The sequence below is a fragment of the Mesorhizobium prunaredense genome, from assembly GCF_900156895.1.
Lineage (GTDB): Bacteria > Pseudomonadota > Alphaproteobacteria > Rhizobiales > Rhizobiaceae > Mesorhizobium > Mesorhizobium prunaredense.
Map to the genome: position 1 here is coordinate 117,126 of NZ_FTPD01000067.1, position 21,580 is coordinate 138,705.

General features: G+C 64.9%; 20 protein-coding genes and 1 pseudogene. 13 read left to right on the plus strand and 8 right to left on the minus strand.

What is annotated here, in order from left to right; genetic code table 11:
- Nucleotides 1-104: 104 nt before the first annotated feature.
- Nucleotides 105-1,043, plus strand: coding sequence for a hypothetical protein (locus BQ8794_RS29785; protein WP_077382608.1), 939 nt, complete (start codon nucleotides 105-107; stop codon nucleotides 1,041-1,043).
- 167 nt (nucleotides 1,044-1,210) lie between these two features.
- A complete protein-coding gene (locus BQ8794_RS29790) occupies nucleotides 1,211-3,202 on the plus strand; it encodes an AI-2E family transporter (protein ID WP_167378897.1) in 1,992 nt (663 codons plus the stop codon).
- 14 nt (nucleotides 3,203-3,216) lie between these two features.
- On the opposite strand, the gene BQ8794_RS29795 is transcribed toward BQ8794_RS29790, so the two are convergent.
- The 8 genes and pseudogenes from BQ8794_RS29795 to BQ8794_RS36905 form a co-directional block, all read right to left on the minus strand.
- Nucleotides 3,217-4,146, minus strand: a complete 930-nt coding sequence (locus BQ8794_RS29795; RefSeq protein ID WP_077382616.1) for a phosphatidate cytidylyltransferase — start codon at nucleotides 4,144-4,146, stop codon at nucleotides 3,217-3,219.
- Between the two features lie 177 nt (nucleotides 4,147-4,323).
- Nucleotides 4,324-4,983 (minus strand): annotated as a pseudogene (locus BQ8794_RS29800) (lysophospholipid acyltransferase family protein); the annotation flags it as partial.
- Between the two features lie 8 nt (nucleotides 4,984-4,991).
- On the minus strand, nucleotides 4,992-5,420 hold the full coding sequence (locus BQ8794_RS29805) for a hypothetical protein (RefSeq protein ID WP_077382619.1): 429 nt from the start codon (nucleotides 5,418-5,420) through the stop codon (nucleotides 4,992-4,994).
- Entirely contained in the window at nucleotides 5,417-6,748 is a 1,332-nt protein-coding gene (locus tag BQ8794_RS29810; RefSeq protein ID WP_077382622.1) for a phosphatase PAP2/dual specificity phosphatase family protein, read from the minus strand. The genes BQ8794_RS29805 and BQ8794_RS29810 overlap by 4 nt, the downstream gene beginning before the upstream one ends.
- A gap of 2 nt (nucleotides 6,749-6,750) precedes the next feature.
- A complete protein-coding gene (locus BQ8794_RS29815) occupies nucleotides 6,751-8,532 on the minus strand; it encodes a bifunctional alpha/beta hydrolase/class I SAM-dependent methyltransferase (RefSeq protein ID WP_077382625.1) in 1,782 nt (593 codons plus the stop codon).
- A gap of 30 nt (nucleotides 8,533-8,562) precedes the next feature.
- Complete coding sequence (locus BQ8794_RS29820) at nucleotides 8,563-9,165, minus strand: CDP-alcohol phosphatidyltransferase family protein (protein WP_077382630.1); 603 nt, start codon at nucleotides 9,163-9,165, stop codon at nucleotides 8,563-8,565.
- A gap of 268 nt (nucleotides 9,166-9,433) precedes the next feature.
- Complete coding sequence (locus BQ8794_RS29825) at nucleotides 9,434-10,267, minus strand: alpha/beta fold hydrolase (RefSeq protein ID WP_077383467.1); 834 nt, start codon at nucleotides 10,265-10,267, stop codon at nucleotides 9,434-9,436.
- 138 nt (nucleotides 10,268-10,405) lie between these two features.
- A complete protein-coding gene (locus tag BQ8794_RS36905) occupies nucleotides 10,406-11,968 on the minus strand; it encodes a bifunctional AfsR/SARP family transcriptional regulator/alpha/beta hydrolase (RefSeq protein ID WP_244555157.1) in 1,563 nt (520 codons plus the stop codon).
- 300 nt (nucleotides 11,969-12,268) lie between these two features.
- Here BQ8794_RS36905 and BQ8794_RS29835 point away from each other — a divergent pair, with 300 nt between their 5' ends.
- From BQ8794_RS29835 to BQ8794_RS29885, 11 genes are all read left to right on the plus strand, one after another.
- A complete protein-coding gene (locus tag BQ8794_RS29835; protein WP_077383470.1) occupies nucleotides 12,269-13,258 on the plus strand; it encodes a TIM barrel protein in 990 nt (329 codons plus the stop codon).
- Nucleotides 13,259-13,297: 39 nt separating this feature from the next.
- Nucleotides 13,298-14,356 (plus strand): sugar ABC transporter substrate-binding protein, encoded by a 1,059-nt coding sequence (locus tag BQ8794_RS29840; RefSeq protein ID WP_077382633.1) that lies wholly within the window; start codon nucleotides 13,298-13,300, stop codon nucleotides 14,354-14,356.
- Nucleotides 14,357-14,415: 59 nt separating this feature from the next.
- Nucleotides 14,416-15,945, plus strand: a complete 1,530-nt coding sequence (locus tag BQ8794_RS29845) for a sugar ABC transporter ATP-binding protein (RefSeq protein ID WP_077382636.1) — start codon at nucleotides 14,416-14,418, stop codon at nucleotides 15,943-15,945.
- Between the two features lie 16 nt (nucleotides 15,946-15,961).
- Nucleotides 15,962-16,939 carry an ABC transporter permease gene (locus BQ8794_RS29850; protein WP_023799047.1) on the plus strand — a complete coding sequence of 326 codons (978 nt, stop codon included), beginning with the start codon at nucleotides 15,962-15,964 and terminating at the stop codon, nucleotides 16,937-16,939.
- Nucleotides 16,936-17,814, plus strand: a complete 879-nt coding sequence (locus tag BQ8794_RS29855; protein WP_077382639.1) for a MurR/RpiR family transcriptional regulator — start codon at nucleotides 16,936-16,938, stop codon at nucleotides 17,812-17,814. The genes BQ8794_RS29850 and BQ8794_RS29855 overlap by 4 nt, the downstream gene beginning before the upstream one ends.
- A 13-nt stretch (nucleotides 17,815-17,827) precedes the next feature.
- A complete protein-coding gene (locus tag BQ8794_RS29860) occupies nucleotides 17,828-18,712 on the plus strand; it encodes a ribokinase (protein ID WP_077382642.1) in 885 nt (294 codons plus the stop codon).
- A gap of 431 nt (nucleotides 18,713-19,143) precedes the next feature.
- Nucleotides 19,144-19,593: an EF-hand domain-containing protein gene (locus BQ8794_RS29865; protein WP_077383471.1), complete on the plus strand. Its 450-nt coding sequence runs from the start codon at nucleotides 19,144-19,146 to the stop codon at nucleotides 19,591-19,593.
- A gap of 68 nt (nucleotides 19,594-19,661) precedes the next feature.
- Nucleotides 19,662-20,045 carry a hypothetical protein gene (locus tag BQ8794_RS29870; protein WP_077382645.1) on the plus strand — a complete coding sequence of 128 codons (384 nt, stop codon included), beginning with the start codon at nucleotides 19,662-19,664 and terminating at the stop codon, nucleotides 20,043-20,045.
- A gap of 22 nt (nucleotides 20,046-20,067) precedes the next feature.
- Nucleotides 20,068-20,676 (plus strand): RNA polymerase sigma factor, encoded by a 609-nt coding sequence (locus BQ8794_RS29875; RefSeq protein WP_077383472.1) that lies wholly within the window; start codon nucleotides 20,068-20,070, stop codon nucleotides 20,674-20,676.
- Nucleotides 20,673-21,164 carry a hypothetical protein gene (locus BQ8794_RS29880; RefSeq protein WP_174654555.1) on the plus strand — a complete coding sequence of 164 codons (492 nt, stop codon included), beginning with the start codon at nucleotides 20,673-20,675 and terminating at the stop codon, nucleotides 21,162-21,164. The genes BQ8794_RS29875 and BQ8794_RS29880 overlap by 4 nt, the downstream gene beginning before the upstream one ends.
- Nucleotides 21,161-21,565 (plus strand): periplasmic heavy metal sensor, encoded by a 405-nt coding sequence (locus BQ8794_RS29885; RefSeq protein ID WP_077382648.1) that lies wholly within the window; start codon nucleotides 21,161-21,163, stop codon nucleotides 21,563-21,565. Before BQ8794_RS29880 ends, BQ8794_RS29885 begins: the two co-directional genes overlap by 4 nt.
- Nucleotides 21,566-21,580 lie beyond the last annotated feature (15 nt).

A 21,580-nucleotide genomic window follows, 5' to 3' on the forward strand; every position in this document is an offset into this window, starting at 1 on the left:
TTCCTGGAATATAGACTTTAGGAGAAGTCCGGCCCGCAATGAAGGCGGTGGGAGCAAGTGCTGGCACATGTTATGCCTTGTGGTGGCATAAGGGGCAGGCGGGGATGGCACAGCATATCGCGCAGAAGTTACGGCTGACTGCAGCCCTGCTGGGAACCGTCAGCCGCAAGGATCTTGCGGCGGCGTTCCGGGGCGTCAACCCGAAGACGGCGTTCGATCTCGGCCGCGCCGACAAATGGCTGCAGGGCCGCGCCCAGCCACGCCAGCTCAGCGTCTACGACGATTGGTCAAAGCTTCTTAAGCTGGAGCAGCCCGGCGCCTGGATCGCCGAGAGCGACCTGCCAGGCTTCACGGCGGCGATCTGTGCCCGCCACGGCATCGAGAGGGCCGAACTGGAACGCCGCGCCGGTGCGCATTTCGAGACGGCGTCCGGGCATGAGGAGCGAAGCCTTGGATTGGCCCTTGCCGGAACCTACGCGTGTTATTCGCGCGCCTTGTCGCCGTATTATCGCGGCCAGTTGATCAGGGGCAGCCTGTCGATAGAGGCCGGGCTGGGGGCGCACGGCCTGACTGCCGCCTATCGCGAGGTGTTGCCGACCGGACAACTGCTGGTCGGCGGACCGGTGACGCCGGCAAAACGCGGCCTTTATGCGCATCTGAAGGAAACCAACGGCGACGCCGCCCACTTCTTCCTCTGTCTGTTCCCACAGTCGCGGCCGGGAAGCGTGCTTGGCGGCTATATGTGCGGCACCACCATCATCGGCCCGGAGCCGCAGCCGTCCCTGACCAGGATCCTGATGATCCGCTTGCGCAATCCGGTGCCCGAGGCATGGGGCGGATATCTGCCGCCCGACGGGTCGATCGCCGCGGATCTGGCATCGCTTGGCCTATCCGTCGAGCAGACGGAAGCGGTTGACCGGCAGTTGGCGCAATTCCTCGTCGGAGACAGCGACGGCGGGGCCAACCAGATCCCGCCGGCCGAATTCCGGGCCATTCTCGACGTGTTCGACCGTCACTGGCTGAGCCATCCCGGCCAGGCCTGACACAGCAACAGTGAGCCGCCGTTTGGAAGAGGTTGACCTTGCGGAGCGCGGGCCGGACAAAAAGGGTATTACCCACCCTGCGGTCGGGCTCGCCGGCGCGAAGAAGCGAAAGTTGCACGCCGGCTCAACATGCCTGATCATGGTGATTGGCAGGGTGGAGGCATCAAGTGGCGGCTAATCGTCGAAACGGCATGCTCCCGTCGGAGCCCGGGCTGGTGGGCATTGTTTCCGGTGCCAGGGCCCTCCCGCGCATGTCACTGCCCACCGTCGCGACTGTCGTGGCGGCGGTTGCGGCCCTGTATTTCGGGCGCGAGGTTTTCCTGCCGATCGCAATCGCTCTGCTGCTTACCTTTGCGCTTGCACCCTTGGTTTCGGCGCTCAAACGAGTCGGCATTCCCCGTCTTCCTGCGGTCATCGCCAGTGTGCTGGGCGCATTCATGGTCCTTGCGCTGTTCTCCTTCATCGTCGCCACGCAGGTCAGCGAACTGGCGCAGAACATCCCGCTTTACCAGTCAAATATCCTGACCAAGGTGCGATCCCTGAAGGAGACCGGCGTCGGCGGAGGCATCATCGCCAGGCTGAGCGGGGTGATCGCACGCGTTGGCCAGGAACTCGACAGGCAGGAAACCTCACGGCCCGCCGCGGATCAGCCACGGCGCGAGCCGGTGCCCGTCGAGATCATCGCGCGCGAAAGGCCGCTCCAGGTTCTCCAGAACCTGATCGGCCCGCTGATCAGCCCGCTGGCATCGGCCGGTCTGATCATCGTCGTCGCCATATTCATGCTGCTCGAGCGCGAGGACCTGCGCGATCGTTTTATACGCCTCGTCGGCTATGGCGATCTTCATCGAACCACCGAAGCGCTCCAGGATGCCGGCAAGCGGGTCGGCCGGTATCTTCTCATCCAGTTGGTCGTGAATATCGTCTATGCGATACCGATTACGGCAGGGCTTTGGGTTCTTGGCATACCCAATGCACTGCTGTGGGGATTGCTGGCGCTGGCGCTGCGCTTTGTTCCCTATATCGGCCCGATCATCGGTGCGCTGCTGCCTCTGTTCCTGGCGCTTGCCGTGGCGCCCGGCTGGTCGCTCGTGCTGTGGACCGCCGGGCTGTTCGTGGTGATGGAAATGATCACCGGCAACGTCATCGAACCTTGGCTCTACGGCTCGCGCACCGGGCTTTCGCCATTGGCCATCATCGTCGCGGCTATCTTCTGGACCTGGCTCTGGGGCCCGCTGGGCCTGGTTCTGTCGACGCCGCTCACTGTCTGTCTCGTCGTGCTCGGCAGGCACGTGCCGCAGTTCGAATTCCTCGACGTCCTGTTCGGCAACGAACCGGTGCTCGAACCCCACGCCCGGCTCTACCAACGGCTGTTGGCCGGCGATCCAGAGGAAGCCACAGATCACGCCGAGGAGATCTTGGAGCAAAAGTATCTGTTCGAATTCTATGACGAGGTCGCCATTCCCGCACTTCTGCTCGGCGAGCAGGATCGCGTGCGAGGTGTCATGGGCGATGAGCAAAGACGGCGGGTGGCAGCCAGTGCGGAGACGCTGGTGGCGAACCTCGATGACAGCGCACAGGAGGAAGCGGAGGAGGACGATGATCCGGCTGCGGCCGAGCCTGCCACAGCGGATGAGGACAAGCTGGTTCAAGCGGAGGGCGAGGACGACACCGAACTGCCCGATGGCACGGACAGATCGGTGCTTTGTGCTGGCGGCCGCGGCGAACTCGACGATGCCGCCGCCGCCATGCTGGCGCAGGTGCTCGAAGTCCAGGGAGCGACGGTCTCGAAGGCTAGCTTTGCCGACATGGAACCGGCGCGCATTCGCCGGCTCGAGCTCGACGCCGTCGACACCGTGGTGGCCGGATTCCTGAACCGGGACTCCGTCAAGCACGCCCGTTTCCTGGTTCGTCGGCTGAAACGTGCCAAGCCGGCGCTGCGGGTAGGCATCGTGTTCTGGTCGAAGGACGGCGACGACAAAGAGACGGCCGGCAAATTGGCCAGTGACATCAACGCCGATTTTGTGGCGTATGGCATGGTCGAAGCCGTTCTTGGCGCGTTGTCGAGCGATCCGCCGGTTGCGCTGAAGGTCGCTGCCAAGCGCCGTATGCGCCGCCGGCCGCGCCCTGCCAAGAAAGCGCCGCTTGCCGCTGCAAAATGAGGCGTAGCTCGCCCTCACGTCCAGAAATAGCGCACCGTGTGAAAGAAAATCGGGGCGGCGAAGACCAGGCTGTCGGCGCGGTCCATCATGCCGCCATGACCCTCGATCAGGTGGCCCCAGTCCTTCACCCCCTGGTCGCGCTTGATGGCGGAGGCGACCAGCCCGCCGAGGAAGCCCATCAGGCAGGCGATGAAGGCGACGGCCGCCGCCTGGAGCGGCGAAAACGGCGTCAGGAACGACAGCAGCGCGCCAAGCAGGCTCGACGTCGCCAGCCCGCCGACCAGCCCTTCCCAGGTCTTCGACGGCGAAACCTTCGGCGACATCAGGTGCCTGCCGAACAGCTTGCCGAAGATGTATTGCAGCACGTCGCTGCCTTGCACGGTGATGATCAGGAAAGCGACCAGCAACAAGTTGCGGCCTTCGAAGCCGGGCACGTCGAGCGTCAGCAGCGCCGGCACGTGGCTGACGCAGTAGACCGAGATCATGACCGCCCATTGCTGCGCCGAGACGCGCTCGAGAAAGCGCTCGGCGTCGCCGTGCAGCGCGGTGATCGCCGGCATCAGCAGGAAACAGTAGACCGGGATGAAGATGGTGAACAGGCCGTACCAGGCGGTCCACACCAGCCAGTACTGGAACGGGATGATGATGCCGAACATGCCGAGCAGCACCCAATGGTCGCTGCGGCGGCTGTGCGTCAGCGTCACGAATTCGCGCAAGGCGGCAAACGAGATCAGCGCGAACAGGATGGTCATGCCGGCGCGGCCGAAGAAGAAGGCGACGGTGATTGCCACCACCATCACCCACCAGGCGTTGATGCGCTGGTTGAGATTGACCAGCGTCGAGGACAACGGCTTCGGCGCGCGCCACGACAGGATGCCGGCGACCAGGCTTGCCGTGGTCAGCACCGTAGCGAGGCCGACAACCATAATAAGGGTCTCGTGCATTGGCATGTTGTTCTAGTCGTCTCTTGGAACATCGTGTCTGGGAGCATCGTGTATTGGAGCATCGTGCCGGATACCGGATCCGGCACGATCTCCAGCTCTTTGGGCTCTACGTTCTTTGGGCTCGATGCTGTTTTGGTCGCATGATGTTTTTCGGAAAACCGGATTCCACTTTTCCGCATCATGCGTTGGCGGGCGGGGGTTCAGCGCCAGCAGTGTTTGGCGGGCGCGGTCGAGAAAGGCGCGGCGTTCCTCGCCGGGCGCAATGGCGATCGGCGCGCCGAAGACGACGCGGCAGAGCAGCGGCACCGGCACGAACTGGCCCTTGGGCAGCACCCGCGACATGTTCTCGATCCAGCACGGGATGAGTTCGACGCCGGGCCGCGCCATCGACAGATTGTAGAGGCCGGAGCGGAACGGCAGCAGCGGCTGGTCTGTCATGTTGCGCGTGCCTTCGGGGAAGATGATCAGCGAATGGCCCTCGTCGAGCACCGACAGCATGATCGAGATCGGATTCTGCGCCTCATCGGTCCACTGCCGGTGGATGAGCACCGAGGACAGCATGTCCTGCGCGATGAACCGGCGCAGCCGCGATTTTCCCCAATAGTCGGCGGCAGCGACGGCATGGGTGCGGGCGCGCTGCTTCTCGCTGAGGCAGGCCGACAGCAGGATGAAATCGCCGTGGCTGGCATGATTGGCGAAGTAGATGCGCTGCCGGTTCGACGGCTGGCTGCCGTTCCAGATCGGCCGCACGCCGGTCACCGCCCAGGCCAGCGCCGACAGGCCGACCGAGGTCACGGTCTGCAGCAGGGTGAAGGTCCTTGTGCCGAGCTTGCTCATCGTCGGGCTCAGAAAGACAAGGCGACGAGGGACGCCGCCACGAACAGGCCGAGCGCGATGCGCTGCTTCATCAGCAGGCGTTGCGTGCCCGCGATGCGCCGGTCGAGCGAGCGGATGCCGGCAGCGGCCGGTTTGACGCGCATGCGCGCCAGAACGTCGTCGACCGAGGCACCGCCGGCGGCCTCGCTGATGTGGCTCGCCATCAGCCAGAACAGCAGTGCGTCGAAGACAAGCAGGGCCGAGACGGCGAGAGTGACCACACCGCTCGCTGCCGCGACCAGCCAGGCCGCTGCCGCCAGCGTGGTCGCCTGTGGCTGCGCTGCCACGGCAATGACCGGCGCGGCCGCCAATGCGGCCAGCACCAAAAACAGCGGCCACACCGCCTGCGTCATCAGCCCGGCGGCGAACGTTTCGGCTTGGTCTCGATGGGCACTCATGCCGGCTCGTCCATCGCGATCCGAAGATGCACCGGCCGGCCCGATGCGGCGAGCCGCGCGTGCGCCTGCGCCGGCGTTGGCGAGCGTCCGGTGGCAACCAGCCACGCGGCGACGGCGCCGGCGCTGCGCTGGAAGCCGAGCGCGCAGCAGACCAGCACGGTGCCGTGGCTGCGCGCGTCCTCGATCGCCGCCACCGCTTGCGCTTGCGCCGCTGGCGTGGGCGGCAAAAGGTCGACCATGGCGACCGCCGTCCAGCGGCAGGTGACGCCGGGCGGCCGCTCCAGCTCGCCGGCAAGGTCGATCACCGTGCCGAATGCGCCAGCCTCGGCGACGGTGGGAAAGCGGCCGAGGAAGACACCGTCGGCAATGGCGACATGCGGCGGCAGCTTGCGCGTCCATACCCATGCATTGATCCTGGCGCCGAGCCGGTGGGGCAGCAGCAAAACACGGCTGGCCAGTGAGACGCTGCCGTCGGCCGTTTTCTGGAACACTTTGGCGCCGGCCCCGGCATAGGCGAAGGCAACGATGGCCAGCGCCAGCGCTGGCCACAGCAGGATGAGCCACAGCGCGGAGACGAAGGCGCCGGCAGCGGCGCCGGCCAGCGCCAGCGCTGCGACCAGCGCGTAGAACAGCGCCAGCCGCCGCGCGCTGGCATCAGCGGTCAGCCGGAAGCCGGCGAACGGCAATTCGCCGTTGCGCGGAAACAGCCATAGGGCGAAAAAGCCGAGCAAAGCGCCGGTCGGGATATCGATGACATGGTGCTGCCACGTCGTCAGCACCGAGGCGCCGATCAGCAAGCACCAGGCATGCCAGACGACGCCTGCAATGCCTTTGAGCCGATAGCGCCAATGATCCCAGATGATGACCAGCAGCGCGATGTGCAGTGACGGCGCCTGGTTGAACGGCTTGTCGAAGCCGCCGAGCACCGCGAACATGAAGCCCGGCAGGCCTGATGTCTGCGGCCGCACGAAGGTCGCCGTAAGCGGGAACAGGATGAAACAGGCGACGGCGACGATCTGCGCCGTGAGATAGCGGCCGGCAAGCCGGTCGACGCCGCGCTTCGTATCGTTGAGCAGCAGCGACAGGCCGTAGAACAGGTTGATCGACCAGTAGGGCACGATCGTCCAGGCGATGAACGGGATGCCGCGCTCCCAGGCAAAGACGATGCTGCCGACATCGTCGCGTTGCGACGCCAGCCAGTTGGCGAAGCCGTAGCTCGCGTAGAAGAACGGCGCCAGGAATGCGAGCCACAGGGCCGCCCGCAGCACGCTGCCGGCGTACGGCTCGCGCGCAGGGGCAGGGGCAGGGCCAAGGGCAGGCAAGACCATGCTCAGACGCGCCGCGCGACCGAGACGGTGAAGATGCCCCACTGGTCGATGCGCTGGTCGAGCTTCTCGAAGCCGGCCGCCGCCACCAACTGGTCCATCTCGCCTTGCGTGCGCCGGCGCATCACCCAGGCCTGGCCGCCGCGATGCGAGGTCAGGCTGCGGGCGATCATTTCGAGCTGCGGATGCCAGGGCTGGTTGGTGTAGACAAGCAGGCTGCCGGGCTGCATCGCCCTGGCCAGCCCGCCGAGCGAGCGGGCGATCATGGCGTTGTCGGCAAACAATTCGTAAAGCCCGGAGACGATGGCCAGGTCCGGCGCCGGCTCGAGCCGGGCAAGCATCTCGGCGTCGAAGGCGTCGGCCTGGTGGAACGAGACATTGGTCGGCAGGTGCCGCTCGGCGATCAGCCTGCAGCCGAGCGAAACGTTGAGCTCGGAAAAATCCTGCAACCGCACGCTGGCCGGCGGCTCGGTGCATTTGGCGACGGCGTCGAGCACGTAGCGGCCGTGGCCGGCAGCGATATCGACGATATGGACGGTGCGGCCGGCGGCCTTCAGCGTTTCAGTTGCGCTGCCGATCAGCTCTTCGAGATGCAGCTTGCGCTGGCGGATGCCGCGCCAGCCGATGGCGTCGAGAAAGGTGCGGTCGATCATGCGGCCGAGCGGACCGGCGCCCTGCGCCTGGTTCTCGTAGACATAGTCGAGCGTCGAGCCGGAATCGAAGCCGGTTGCAATCCCGGTCTTCATGCCTGACGACAGCCAGGCGCCCGCGCGGATCGAGGCGCGGCTCATTGCCCAGTAGAGGCCTTTCGGCGATAGCAAAGCGAGCGGCGAGGCCAGCCGGTCGGCCTCGTCGCGTGTGTAGCCGGCGCGGTCGGCCGCGGTCAGGTCGACCGGCTTCTGCGACGTCGAGAACTGGCTTTCGAGGAACGGCTTGATCAGGTCGAGTGCCTTGCGGCGGTCGCGCTCGCCAAGCGTGTCGTGGAAGAAGCCGGGCAGCACATGCCGCTCCTTGGCCGGGCTGGCGAGATTGACGAAGAATTCGTGCTGCGGTTCATGCCGCACAACCCAGTCGCTGCCGGAGATCAGCAATTGCGTCGGCACGGTGATGGCGCGGGCATCCGAGACGATGCGCGCGGCGTGGTCGTAGAGTTCGACCAGGATGTTGGAAGCGATCGGCCGCGTGATCAGCGGATCGGCCTCGAAGGAGGCGATGCGCTCGGGATCATGCGTCAGGAACTTGGCCTTGACGTAGGAATTGACGAAGAAGCGGCACTTGATCTTCTGCCACAGCGCAATGCCTTGCTTGGCGAAGGGCACGTAGAGCTTGACCGAGAAGGCCGGCGAGGCCAGCACCAGTGCGCGGATGTCGGGCGCATAATCATGCACCCAGGCGGCGGCGAGCACCGCGCCGAAAGATTGCGCAATCAGCGCGATGTCGCGCTGGGAAAAACCGTCCCTGCCGATCTCGCGCACCAAACAATCGATGTCGCGCACCAACGCGGCAAAGGACGGCGCATAGCCGCGCTCGCCGGACGAGCGGCCATTGCCGCGCGCGTCCCAGGCGTAGAAGGCATGGCCGGGCATATCGAGTTCGTCGACCAGATGCGCCATGCGGCCGCCATGCTCGTGGCCGCGGTGGAACAGCACGACCGCGCCCCTGGCGGGTTGCCCGACCGCCGGCCAGTAGCGGTAGAAGATCTCGGTGCCGTCATGGGTGCGGAAGGTGCGGTCCTGCGCCACCCGCTGCTCAACTGCGGAAGCAGCAATCGTTGGTTCATGAAGCATGTTTTTCCCCAGGCGGATGCGACCGGAATTTCAGTCGCCGCTCCCGTTAAGGCCGCTGCGTATCCGGTTGATGGCGGTCACCAGCGAGAGTGTAGCCATTGCCGGAAACACAAACGGCGTGATCGCTTCCACCCACAGGTCGCAGGCGACGAGAACGGCGACGATGCCGAGCGCCAGCGCCCGATCGCTCTTGCCGAACGGCCCGGCATAATTGCGCCCGGTGCCTGCCGCGATGCCGAGCACGCCGGCGAACTCCACCAGCACTGCTGTGACGGCAAAGGCGACGACGCCCCAGGCCGGGAAGATGACGGCAAAGGCCAGGATCAGCGCCAGGTCGGAGACGGCGTCGCAGAGCTCGTTGAGATACATGCCGAGTTTTGAGGCCTGGCCATGTTCGCGCGCAAGCATCCCGTCGATGGCGTTGAGCGCCATGCGCGCAAACAGCACCACCGGCATCAGCAGGAAGACCGCGCGATGGCCGGCAAGCGCCGCGACCACAACGCCGGTGGCAACCGACAGGGCGGCAGCCAGCAGCGTGATCTGGTTGGCGGTGACGCCGGCCGCGGCCAGCCGGTCGGCAAGCGGCCGCAGCCTGGCCTGGAAGGCCGGTTTCAGCGCATAAAGCGTCGACATGTGCGAACCCCCCGGCCGCGTTGCAACTAACGTCGGCAAGGATGATCAATTGGCGCGCAAGAAGCAAGGGTAGCGAGCGTGACCAAGCTGTTGACGGCGGGCTCGACGTTCTAGTGGAGGTGTGGTGCGGATACGCAGGCCGCGTTCATAACCCGGACGGAAATTCGCTGCGTCGAGCCCTTGCGTCCGCAATGCGCCGCCAATAGCAGACATGACGGCCTGGTCCGATTGAGCACAAGCCTTGGCGCGAAATGTCCTCTATCGTCAGCTATGATGTCGCCGCTTTGCGCACGAAGTCGGCGAGTTCGCGGTTGAAACGGGAGGAGTCCTCGATGAAGGGTGCGTGCCCGGTCTCGGGGTACCAGGAAGCGGTGCTCGTCGGACATGTCTTGAGGATGTGATCGCCCATTGCTGGGAGGATCACCGTGTCGCTGCGGCCCTGAGTCATGAGGACAGGTCTCTCTAACATGGTCAGAACGTCGTCGGAGTTGATCGCGCGCGTGACAAGCGCAGCCCGGACTGTTGGGGCCACAACGATATTCCAGCACAGGGCCACCTCGTATTCGTCTCTCGGTAGCGGTCGCGCGGTGCAGCCCTGCACGAATTCGCGAATGGCCTGGACGTTGGAGAGGAAGTCGCCTGCGGTCGCGCCCGGCACGTGATCGAGAAAGCCGGGGCCGATCAAAACGCCGAACGCGGCCCTGTCAAGCGTTACAGCCGCACCCACGAAGTTGACCCCCGCAATCGCATCCTGGCCGTAAGCGCGGACATAGTCACAGATGATGAAGCCCGCATAAGACCACCCAACGAGAACGGGCCGGTTCAGGCCGAGCTGGCCGACGATGGCCGCAATATCGTCCGCCCATGGCTTGGGCTCCGTGTACTGCTGCTGTGCCTCGGGCGCTTCCGACATGCCATGGCCGCGAAGATCGAAGGCGACGAGGCGAAACGCGTCCGCAAGCACACTCTCGTACTGCTTGCGCCAGCAAAGGTGGTTCTGCGACCACCCGTGGATGAAGAGGATGGCTGGAGCATCAGCTTTGCCCCATTCGCGCACATGCAGCTTCACGTCGCCGCCGCCGATCACAGAATGAATCTTCATCTCGATCCTCCATTTGCCGACCACGGCGCCGATGGTCACCGGTTTGCGTTGGAAGGAGTGTTGTTGCGGTCGTTAGAAAAGGGCGGCCGAAGCGTTGAAATTTGCTGGCTGGAGAGAAGAACCCGCCGAGCCGATCCGTCACTCGGGCCCGGCCATGAAGGACCTGACTTCGCGCAGGAAATCGGCGAAGGCAGGCTCGTCGTCGAGGAGGATATGATTTGCGCTGTTGAGGTCGACGAAGCGCGCCCCCGGTATGCCGGCCGCGAGCACCTTGCCTTCGTCGAATGGGACCACGGCATCGTTCCTGGCATGCAGCACCAGCGTCGGAACGGTGACCTGCGCAAGCATCGCCGAAACGTCTATGTCGCCGAAAGTGGAGTGAAGTAGGCTGGCGTTGAGCGGCGATGTGGTCTGCCTCTGGAGATCGTTGAACCAGGCCATCTGCTCGCGGCTGGCACCCGGAATGAATGCCTCGGTGAACAGTTGGCGGAACGCGGCATTGTCCTTGCCCCATCCTTCACGGATCAGCGTGGTCATAGCTTCATGGGTATCGAGTTGGTGGGTGTCGCCGCGCTTTCGCCGGCCCCTTGCATAGCCGCCGTAGAGAATGAGGCGCAACACGCGCTCGGGGTGGCGGACGACGTAGGCGATCGATATTGCGCAGCTTTGCGAGACGCCGAGCAGCGGGAACCGGTTCATGCCGCTTGCGTCGGCAACGCTTTCCAGATCCGTGACCATGGCGTCAAAGGAAAAGTCGCTGACATTCCAGTCGGAGAGACCGTTGCCGCGCTCATCGTATCGGATCAACGTGTTCCTGCTCGAAAGCGAATCGATCCAGTGTCGCCACACTGGGCTTTCCCATTCATATTGCAGATGCGACATCCAGTGCGCGGCGCGAAGAATCGGCGGGCCCTCACCCGAAACCGCGTAGGCGATCCGGACGCCGTCTGGGCTGCTGCAATAATGTATCTCCTGGAAACGCCGGTGCTCATTTTGGCCACCACCGGGAGCGGGATGGCCATCTTCATCTGATAATTGTTCCCCAAGTTCCTCGCTCGCCGATCGCGGTCGCGTTGCCCGCTGTAGAGCCGAAGCGGCGAGTGATCTCATCTCCAATGAAACTTGCTTATTGGTCGCGTCCAGAGATTGCAGCGTTTGGGCATATGAAAGGGCCCGTTCAGGTTCGCTGCGTAGCCGCTCGACAAGCGCCTGCAGGATCATCGATCTGGTGCGATCCAACGCGTCACCGTGGAATATGCGCCAAGCCTCGAACACGGGGCAACGAGGCAGTTCGAGGTCCTCGAGGAACCGCCCCCGGAACACGGTGGCCAAGGTTTCCAGGCGTGAAATGTCGAGCAAGCGCACTTCGTTCGCCGTCATGTGGGCGACTTGCAGCAAATCGACATCAAGCTTGGCGGTGTCGAAACACACGCTGTCTCGATCAGCCTTCAGGCAGTCCCCATCACCGTCCTGGTCGATGCTGTGCCTCAGCTTCGATAGGCTCCATCGCAGCGAAGCCCTTGGATCGTCTGGCACCTCCCAGAACATCTGGCACAGATGGTCGCGCCGCTGGCGCCGGTTGGTCACCACCAGGTAGGCGAGCAGCGCGCGCGTTTTCTTCGACGGTGGCAGCGCGATTTCCCGGGCGTCCCGCAGGACCACCAATTCGCCGAGCACCTTGATCGTCAGTGGGCCCTTCATTTGGGACGCCGATCGCTTGCAAGCAATTTTACCCGCGATACTGCTCTGTGTAAATTTACTTGATAGTCGGCGCCTGTCGGCTGCCAGTTCGACTGGCGGTCGACCTCTCATCACCAAGTCCGCCAGTTCGATCTCCCGATTGCCGCCCGCCATGGCGGCATCATTTGAGGCACACGGCCGGGCCGGCCATGAAATCCGCTTTCGGTGCGTTCAGTCCGGCTGAGCCCGGGACTCACGTTAAAATAAGAACTTTACAAATATTCTAAAATATGTGAAGTTATGCCCACCGAAGGGTCATCCATGACAGCCAATCGTTTCGCCACACGCCTCAATTCCTTTGCCTCGCGGCCACAGGCCGAATGGCCGGATCTTGTCGGCAAGCCGTCCATGCTGCAGATGGCGGCGCGTGCTGCGAAGGTTGCGGGGCTGACCGACCTCGACCTCAATTTTCCCGATCATGTCGATGAAAAACCTGCGGAAATGGCGCAAAAGCTCGGTGATCTCGGGCTTTCCATCAATGGCTTCGCTATGCGCTACTACTCCAATCCGGCCTTCAAGCTCGGCGCCTTCACCAATCCGGATCCGGCAGTTCGCCGCGAAGCCATCGACCTGACCAAGGCCGGTATCGACGCCGCGCGTGAGGCGGGTGCCAATCTGATGACGCTGTGGCTCGGGCAGGATGGCTTCGACTATGCCTTCCAGGCCGATTACGCGACGCTGTGGAAACACGAAATAGATGGAATTCGTGAAGTGGCAGTGCATGATCCCGACTGCCAGATCAGCCTGGAGTACAAGCCCAACGAGCCGCGTTCCTACAGCCTGATGCCCGACGCGGCGACGACATTGCTGGCGATCCGCGAGATCGGCCTGCCCAATCTCGGCGTGACGCTCGATTTCGCCCATGTGCTCTATGCCGACGAGCAGCCGGCTTTTGCCGCAGCACTGGTGGCGCGCCACAGCAAGCTCTTGGGCGTGCATCTCAACGACGGCTACGCCAAGCGCGACGACGGCCTGATGGTCGGCGCAGTGCATACGCTGCAGACGATCGAGCTGCTCCGCCAGATCCGCCGCGACGGCTACGTCGGCGCCATCTATTTCGACACCTTCCCCGACATGACCGGGCTCGATCCGGTCCACGAATGCGAAGTCAACATCGCCACCGTCAAGCGCATGCTGCGCGTCGTCGATCGACTGGAAAGGGACAACCGCCTGTCCACCGCCATCGACCGCCAGGACGCGGTCGCGTCGCAAGCCATCATCCAGGAAGCCATGCTCGGGCCGGACAGCTGAGGCTCGGCCTCAAAATCGTTCAACAAGGGAGGAAAGACCATGAAATTTCTGCTTGCCACCGCCACCGCTGCGCTGATGGCGCTGTCCATCGGCTCCGCCTTTTCGACCGACCTCGCGCCGCTCAATTCCGACACCGAGAAGGACCGCATCGACTGGTCGCAGCTCGAGGCCAAGTTCGGCGCGTTTCCCAAGCTGCCCGACGGCACCAAGGCGGGCGCCGTCTCCAAGACGCTGACCAACGAATACTGGCGCTCGCTGGGTGAGGGCTACAAGTCGTTGGGCGATCGCGTCGGCGTTCCGGTCGTCTACCAGGCGGCGCAGAGCGAGGGCGACCAGCTCGGCCAGCTGACAATCGCCGAAGGCCTGGTCACGCAAGGCTACAACGTGCTGCTCGTCTCGCCGCAGACCGACTCCAACCTGCAGCCGATCATGGAACAGGCCAAGGCCGCCAACGTGCCGGTGGTCAACGTCAATGACGCGGTCATCCCGCAGGCCGAGCACTATGTCGGCAATGTCCAGCGCGACAATGGCGTGCGCGTCGCCAAATGGTTCATCGAGAACCGGCCGGATGGCGGCAAGGTCGCCATCGTCGAAGGCCAGGCCGGCGTTTATGCCGCCGTCCAGCGCACCGATGGCTTCAAGACCACGATCACCGAGGCCGGCAAGTTCGAGGTCGTCGCCAGCGTGCCCGGCAATTGGGATCGCCAGACCTCCTACGACGCAGCCACCAACGTCCTGCAGCAGCACCCCGACCTGATCGGCTTCTATGCCAACAATGACGGCATGGCGCTGGGCATCGTCGAGGCGGTCAAGGCCGCCGGCCTGCAGGATAAGGTCGCCGTTTTCGGCACCGACGGCATTTCCGACGCCTATGCCTCGATCCGCGCCGGCGAGCTGACCGGCACCGTCGATAGTTTCCCGGTGCTGACCGGCGAGGTGGCGCTGGAATCGGCGCTGCGGCTGGTGGCCGGGCAGAAGCTGCCGCGCGTCGTCGCCACGCCGCAGGCGCTGATCACCAAGGACAATGCCGACCGCTATTCCGGCGCCGGCGACGCCGTGCGCAAGGCGCTGCTCGAGGACGCTGCGGCGGGCAATTAAGGGCAGGACTGCGGGTGCCAGCCCTTCGGCTGGCGCCCTTTGCCTGGAGAATAGAACCAATGTCTGTCCCGCGGTTGCAATTCGAGGGCATTTCCAAGGTGTTTCCGGCCGTGCGGGCGCTGAGCGATGTGTCCTTTTCGGTCGGCGCCGGCGAAATCCATGGCCTGCTCGGTGAGAACGGCGCCGGCAAATCGACGCTGCTGCGCATCCTGTCGGGGGTCTACAGGCCGACCGCCGGAAGCGTGCTGATCGACGGCAGACCGGTCACGCTGAACAATCCGGTCGCCGCGCGCGCCGCGGGCGTCGCCATGATCCACCAGGAATTGCAGCAGGTGCCGCATCTCAGCGTCGCCCAGAACATGTTCCTCGGCCATCCGCTGACGCGCGGCGGCATCTTCGTCGCCCGCCGCGAGCAGGAGCGCCGCGCTGCGGAAGCCCTCGCCGCCCTCGATCCGACGATCGATCCGGCAGTCCCGCTCGGCAGCCTGAAGGTCGCGCAGCGGCAGATCGTCGAGATCGCCCGGGCGCTGCTCGATCGGGCGCGCATCGTGGCGATGGACGAGCCGACATCGAGCCTGACGCCGAGCGAGTTCGAGCGGCTGGCCGAAGTCATTGCCGGACTGGCACGCGACGATGTCGCGGTCGTCTATGTCTCGCACAAGCTGGACGAGGTGTTCGGCATCTGCCAGCGCGCCACCATCATGCGCGACGGCGTCGTGGTCGGATCCGTCGATCTGGCGCAGGTGTCGGAAAAAGCCGTCGTTTCGATGATGGTCGGCCGGGAGCTTGCCCAGGAACAGCACCGCTCGCACGCCTCCAGCGAGGTCAGGCTGAGCGTGCGTGGCCTCGCCTCGGCAACCAAGGTCCGTGACGTCTCGTTCGACCTGCATCGCGGCGAGGTGCTGGGCATTGCCGGCCTGGTCGGCTCGGGCCGTACCGAACTGCTGCGGTTGCTGGCCGGCGCCGACCGCGCTTCGTCGGGCAGGGTCGAGATCGACGGCAAGGCGATCAAACTTTCCAGTCCGCGCGACGCCATCGCCGCCGGCATCGGCCTGGTGCCGGAGGAGCGCAAGCGCGAAGGCATCGTGCCGTTGCGGTCGATCTCCAGCAATATGGCGCTGGCCTCGATGGGCGTGTTCGCGCCGCGCGGCGTCATCGATCACGCCAGGCTGAAACGGGTCGCGGCCGAGAAGATGAAGCGGGTCAATCTCAGGCCGTTCCTGCTCGACCGGCCGATCCGGCTGTTCAGCGGCGGCAACCAGCAGAAGGCGATCATCGGCCGCTGGCTGGCGGCGGGAACGCGCATCCTTTTGTTTGACGAGCCGACGCGCGGCATCGATGTCGGCGCCAAGGCGGAGATCTACCATTTGATCGAGGAGCTCGCCGCTGAAGGCCATTCGGTCATCGTCGTGTCGTCCGAGCTTCCCGAGGTGATCCGGCTCGCCGACCGCGTGCTGGTCGTGCGCGACGGCACGGTCGCCGCCGAACTCGACCGGGCTGATCTCAGCGAACAGGCGATCGCGGCGCACGCCATACCCCAATCGGAGACTCAAGGCCGGCAAGGCGCAGGCCATCGGGTCGGTGCATAACGGACAGGACCAGCAGATGACTGATGTAACCGAACACACAGCAGCGCGCCCACGGGCTGAATTCCTGCACCGGTTTTCCCTGCGCGATGCCGGCACGCTGATCGGCCTGGTGGTGATCCTCGCCGTCTTCGGCGCGCTGGTCCCGGGCTTCTTTGCCGAGCGCAATTTGATCAACATCCTGCAGCAGTCGAGCATCAACGCCTGCCTGGCGCTGGGCATGACGCTGGTGATCATCTCAGGCGGCATCGATCTGTCGGTCGGGCCGACGGCAGCCCTTTCGGCCGTCATCTCGGCCTCGATGCTGGTTGCCGGCGTGCCGTTTCCGCTGGCCATCGCCGCCGGCTTCGCCATCGGCCTCGTCTGCGGCCTGCTCAACGGGGTGCTGGTCGCCTATGTCGGGCTGCAGCCTTTCATCGTCACGCTGGGAACGCTCAGCACCTACCGGGCACTGGCGCTGATCTATACCGGCGGCAATCCGGTGCTCGGCCTGCCTGCCGGCTTCCGCGCCATCTTCAACGGCTCGCTGTTCGGATTGCCGTTGGCGGTCATCATCGTGGCCGTGGTCGCGCTGATCGCCTGGATCATCCTCAAGAAGACGCCGTTCGGCGAATATCTGCTCGCCGTCGGCGGCAATGAAGAGGCGGCCTACATAGCCGGCGTGCCGATCGCCCGCACCAAGATCGCCGCCTACATGATCTCGGGCCTGCTGGCGGCCCTTGCCGCACAGATCCTGATCGGCCGGCTGGGTGCCGCCGAACCCATTCTCGGCAATCTCTGGGAGCTCGATGCCATCGCTGCGGCGGCCATCGGCGGCGCCTCGCTGATGGGCGGCAAGGGCAGCGTCGTCGGCACCATTCTGGGCGCCGTCATCCTCGGCACCATGCGCAACGGCCTGACGCTGATGAATGTCCAGTCCTTCTACCAGCTGCTGGCAACTGGTCTTATAATCCTCGCCGCGATGCTTATCGATCGCGTGACGAGGGGACGTGGATGACCTTGACCAGCCTGGATCTGAAAGCAGTAGGACCGCGCATCCGCATGATGATGCCGCATCTGACGCCGCTCGAGGCGAAGGTGGTGGAAACCGTCTTCGGACGGCGCGGCTTCGACGAGACCATTCCGCTCAAGCAGATCGCCGAAGAAGCCGGCGTGTCGGAGGCGATGGTGGTGAAAATCGCCAAGAAGCTGGGTTTTTCCGGCTATCGCGACTTCCGCACCGCGGTCTATGAATACAGTCGCCTGCCGACCGCCGAAATGCACCAGGAGCTGTCGGTCGACGACAGTTCGGCCGAGATCGTCCAAAAAGTGTTCCGCACCTCGATCCAGGCGCTGGAGGAGACGCTGGCGATCCTCGACATGGACGATTTCGACCGCGCCGCCGATCTTCTGTACCGCGCCAAGAACCGCGATTTCTATGGCGTCGGCGGCTCGGCGCAGATCGCGCGCGACGTCTCGCACAAATTCCTGCGCATCGGCATCCGCGCATCCGTCTACGACGATTCGCACATGATGCTGATGTCGGCCTCGCTGCTCGGCGCCGACGACATCGCCGTCGGCTTCTCGCATTCCGGCAACACCAGCGCCGTCATCGATGCCATCCATCTCGCCCGCAAGAGCGGCGCGCGGACGCTGGCCATCACCAATTACGACAACTCGCCGCTGGCCGCCATCGCTGACATCGTGCTGTGCTCGACGGCGCAGGGCTCGCCGCTGATGGGCGAGAACGCGGCGGCTCGCATCGCCCAGCTCAACATTCTCGACGCGCTGTTCGTCGCGGTGGCGCAGCGCGACTATCAGGCGGCGGAGCGCAATCTCGGCCGCACGATGTCGGCGGTGACGTCGAAACGCCGGGACAAGGGCGGCTCATGAAAGATTGGGGCACATGACAGCTCCGCTGGTCACCGTGTTCGGCAGCCTGCATTACGACATCATGGTCGAAGCGCCCGATCGCCCGCGCAAGGGTGAAACCGTGACCGGCCGTGCCTGGCAGCCGAAATGCGGCGGCAAGGGCGGCAACCAGGCGATCTCAGCGGCGCGGGCCGGCGTCCGCTCGGCAATGATTGGCGCCGTCGGCGATGACGATTTCGGCCGCGCGCTTGTCGACAATCTCGCGCGCTGCGGCGTCGACAGCCGCTTCGTGCGGGTCGCGCCTGGCGCCGGCTCGGGCATGAGCGTGGCGATCTTCGACGCCGGCGGCGATTATGGCGCGGTGATCGTCTCAGGCAGCAATCTCACCTTGGGTGAGAAGGACGCCGCGATCGAAATGGTTGCGCAAACGGCGGTGCTGCTGCTGCAGAACGAGGTGCCGGAAGCCGCCAACATTGCCGCAGCGCGGGCGGTGAGGAGACACGGTGGTCGCGTCGTGCTCAACGCCGCGCCCGCCCGCAAACTGTCAGGCGAACTGATGGCACTTACCGATATCGTCATCGTCAACGCCATCGAGGCGGAATTCCTGGCCGGCATTGCGGTCGTCGATACGCTCGAGGGTGCTGTCGAGGCGGCACGCATGCTGATCGATTTCTACCCGGCCGCGATCGTCACGGCCGGCGGGGAGGGCGTTGCCTATTGCGGCCGCGACGGTGAGGCATTTGCGATGGCGGCCATTCCGGTGAAAGTGGTCAGCACCCATGGCGCCGGCGACGAGTTCGTCGGCGCGTTCGCGGCAGGCCTTGCCCGCGGCCATCAGGTCGAGGCTGCCCTCGCCGCCGCCAACGCCGCCGCGGCCTTGCTGGTCGCCACGCCGGAACGGGAGCGCGAAGCGATCTGAGACGGATGGCTGCCTCCGCCCGCTGTTGTAACAGGCGACAAGAAGCGGATGGCGAGGACTTTTCGCTCGGCTCCGACAGGCCGATAAGTTCGACAATTGAACGAAAGCCCGCCACCCCAAGGGATGGCGGGCTCCGTTGCCTGGATGCCAGGAACGCCACGGTAGCGACGCTGCGACTCAATGCTCCGTAGATATCTCAATATGCGGCCTTCGCGCCGTCTGGCGCATCGGCCGAACAGATGAAGCCCGCGCCTTTGGCGGAGAGCGCGGGTCCGATCGGGTTGCCGCCCGATCCGCAGCAGGAACCCGGAGGTTCCGCTGCTCAGGCTGCGGGTGAGAATTTTTCGCCGGCAAGCGTAGGGGAAGCGTCCCTCCTGCGTATCGGTCAGCAGTCGCCGCTTGCGACCAATGACAGCGAAAGGACCATCACCATGCAACGTTCAGCACTCTTTGCGACCCTGCTTCTGGGGCTCGTACCGCTTTCCGCCGCGCACGGGCAAGACATTTCGGGAAAGGACATGCCGGGCAAGCGCATCCTGCAACGGGTCGACACCAATGGTGACGGCGCGATTTCAAAGGACGAGATGCTTGCGGCGCGCGAGCGCATGTTCACGAAGCTCGATCGCAATGACGACGGCGTCATCGACGAGAAGGAGATCGAAGGCGCCCGCGACACCATCATGGACCGCGCCGACGCGGCGCAAGCCAGGCTCGGCAACCGCTGGCCGCGCATGGACACGAACGGCGACGGCAAGGTCTCGGAGGACGAGTTCCGCAACCGCATGCCGCTGTTCGACCTCGCCGACCGCAATGGCGACGGCACGCTGTCGGCGGACGAGATCGCCGCCGTTCGCAAGCTCTTTGCCGATCGCGCTGGCTGACGATCTCATCACGTTCCTTCTTCAACTAGATCGATCCAATCTTTTTCAACATAATCAAGGAGTAATAAATGCTTTCTTCAGCGAAGATTCATCTGTTTTGCCTCGGCGCGATGCTTGTCGCGTCGGCTGCCGTGCCGGCCGCCGCCGAGGAATGGCAACGGCCGACATTGCATGGCGGCCAGATCGGCCGCAGCGTCAGCCGGGAGGGCGGCGTCTACACCGGCTCGACCACGCGCACCGGCCCCGATGGCGGCAGCTATACGTCGAGTTCCAAATGCGTCGCGGGCGTTGTTGACCGCTGCGCCAGAAGCTACTCTGGCACCGGGCCGGACGGGCAGTCCTTCTCCGGCAAGCGGGTGTCGGCGCGTGGGCCGTTCCGTGGCCGCTCGGCCGGCAGCTTCACCGGCCCGGACGGCAACACGGTTTTCGGGTCCCGGCGCTGGCGCCGTTGACGTTCAGGAGCCTCGCCAGTTGGTGCCCGCCGCCGTGCAGCATAAGGAACCCCGTGAGGACGACGAACTGCTGGCACGGGTGGCGGCGGGCAACCAGGGAGCGCTGTCTGAGCTCATCGCCCGCCATGGCCGCGGCTTGCGGGTGTTTGCGGCGCGCTATCTCGGCAATGCCGGCGACGCCGAGGATGTGGTGCAGGAGGTGTTCGTGACCATCTGGAAACAGGCTGCACGGTTCGACCCCACCAGGGGACGCGCCTCGACCTGGCTGTACAGGATCACCGCCAATCGCTGCATCGACCAGCGCCGGCGGCGGGCGCTGCGGACCTTCATCGGGCTCGACGATGTCCGGGATGAGGTGGCCTCGCAAGAGCCGGGTGCCGAAGCGACGACCGCCGCGCGACAGGAGCTTGCGATTGTCCGCGACGGCCTGTCGCGCCTGCCGGAGCGGCAGCGCATGGCCGTGCTGCTGCGGGCCGTCGGCGATCTCGATATCGCGGCAATCGCCGAGGTGATGGGCGGTAGCGCCGGCTCGGCGGAACAATTGCTGGTCCGCGGGCGGCGGGCGCTAAGGGACCATTTGCGGGATCATTTGGCAATGGCGGCAGAAGACCTGGAAAGGAAGTCCTCATGACACGGGACGAGTTCGAACGAAACAAGCGTCGCTTCGGCGACGATGTCGGGGCCTGGCCGGCTCCCTTCCGGCAGGAAGCACGGACCTTTGTCACGGGCGAAACGGACCGATCGCCGCAAGACGATCCGGATCGCGCGCTCGATCGCCTCGTGCTCGAGGCGGCGCTGATGGCCAGCGACGAACAGGCGCTGACACGCAAGGTGCTGGCCCGCATCGATGCCAGCCGGAGGTCAATGTGGTCGTCATTCCTGCCGAGGTTCTTGCTTGAGCCGGCCGGACTGGCGGCTTGCGCCGCGGCCATGCTCGTAGCCATGACGCTGGCAGGCTACCAGGTGGCGCGGCTGCAAGACGATCTGCAGGATTCGGAGCTTCTGGCGCTGGCTTCCGGCGTGCGGCTGTCTGACAATGGGCTGTCTGACAATAGCCTGTCTGGCGATGGCCTGTCCGGCATTGCCGCCGATCCAGCAGCAGGGGAGGATTCGCTTTGACGAGGCGTTCCCTGTTATGGACGGCGACGCTGGTGCTGCTCGGCCTTTCGCTTGCCGGCAACTTCTTCCTGCTCGGCTATGCGGCTCATGGCTTGCGCCAAGGATCGGCGGCGGGTGGGCTGATCACCGAGATCGCCGGCGCCTACTCGCCCGAGGTGAGGAAGGAGTTCCGCAGCATCCGCCGCGCAAACCGTCCGCGCACCTTGGCGGCACTGCGCGAACTGCGCGTGGCGCGGGCCAATCTGGCGGCGGCGCAACAGGTTTCGCCCTTCGACCAAGCGGCGGTCAAGGACGCGATGGCGGCAGTGCGCACCTCCACGACAAACCTTCAGGCGACGATGCAGGACTATTTGTTGACCGCGCTGAAGAACGTCAAGACCAAGCCCGCCGCCGGAAGTTGATGCTGGTTGGACTTG

Bases quoted from the DNA above. Each gene is read 5' to 3' on its own strand.
- BQ8794_RS29785 (WP_077382608.1), top strand. From the start codon at position 105: ATGGCACAGCATATCGCGCAGAAGTTACGGCTGACTGCAGCCCTGCTG.
- BQ8794_RS29795 (WP_077382616.1), bottom strand. From the start codon at position 4,146: ATGCACGAGACCCTTATTATGGTTGTCGGCCTCGCTACGGTGCTGACC.
- BQ8794_RS29805 (WP_077382619.1), bottom strand. From the start codon at position 5,420: ATGAGTGCCCATCGAGACCAAGCCGAAACGTTCGCCGCCGGGCTGATG.
- BQ8794_RS29810 (WP_077382622.1), bottom strand. From the start codon at position 6,748: ATGGTCTTGCCTGCCCTTGGCCCTGCCCCTGCCCCTGCGCGCGAGCCG.
- BQ8794_RS29815 (WP_077382625.1), bottom strand. From the start codon at position 8,532: ATGCTTCATGAACCAACGATTGCTGCTTCCGCAGTTGAGCAGCGGGTG.
- BQ8794_RS29820 (WP_077382630.1), bottom strand. From the start codon at position 9,165: ATGTCGACGCTTTATGCGCTGAAACCGGCCTTCCAGGCCAGGCTGCGG.
- BQ8794_RS29825 (WP_077383467.1), bottom strand. From the start codon at position 10,267: ATGAAGATTCATTCTGTGATCGGCGGCGGCGACGTGAAGCTGCATGTG.
- BQ8794_RS36905 (WP_244555157.1), bottom strand. From the start codon at position 11,968: ATGAAGGGCCCACTGACGATCAAGGTGCTCGGCGAATTGGTGGTCCTG.
- BQ8794_RS29835 (WP_077383470.1), top strand. From the start codon at position 12,269: ATGACAGCCAATCGTTTCGCCACACGCCTCAATTCCTTTGCCTCGCGG.
- BQ8794_RS29840 (WP_077382633.1), top strand. From the start codon at position 13,298: ATGAAATTTCTGCTTGCCACCGCCACCGCTGCGCTGATGGCGCTGTCC.
- BQ8794_RS29845 (WP_077382636.1), top strand. From the start codon at position 14,416: ATGTCTGTCCCGCGGTTGCAATTCGAGGGCATTTCCAAGGTGTTTCCG.
- BQ8794_RS29850 (WP_023799047.1), top strand. From the start codon at position 15,962: ATGACTGATGTAACCGAACACACAGCAGCGCGCCCACGGGCTGAATTC.
- BQ8794_RS29855 (WP_077382639.1), top strand. From the start codon at position 16,936: ATGACCTTGACCAGCCTGGATCTGAAAGCAGTAGGACCGCGCATCCGC.
- BQ8794_RS29860 (WP_077382642.1), top strand. From the start codon at position 17,828: ATGACAGCTCCGCTGGTCACCGTGTTCGGCAGCCTGCATTACGACATC.
- BQ8794_RS29865 (WP_077383471.1), top strand. From the start codon at position 19,144: ATGCAACGTTCAGCACTCTTTGCGACCCTGCTTCTGGGGCTCGTACCG.
- BQ8794_RS29870 (WP_077382645.1), top strand. From the start codon at position 19,662: ATGCTTTCTTCAGCGAAGATTCATCTGTTTTGCCTCGGCGCGATGCTT.
- BQ8794_RS29880 (WP_174654555.1), top strand. From the start codon at position 20,673: ATGACACGGGACGAGTTCGAACGAAACAAGCGTCGCTTCGGCGACGAT.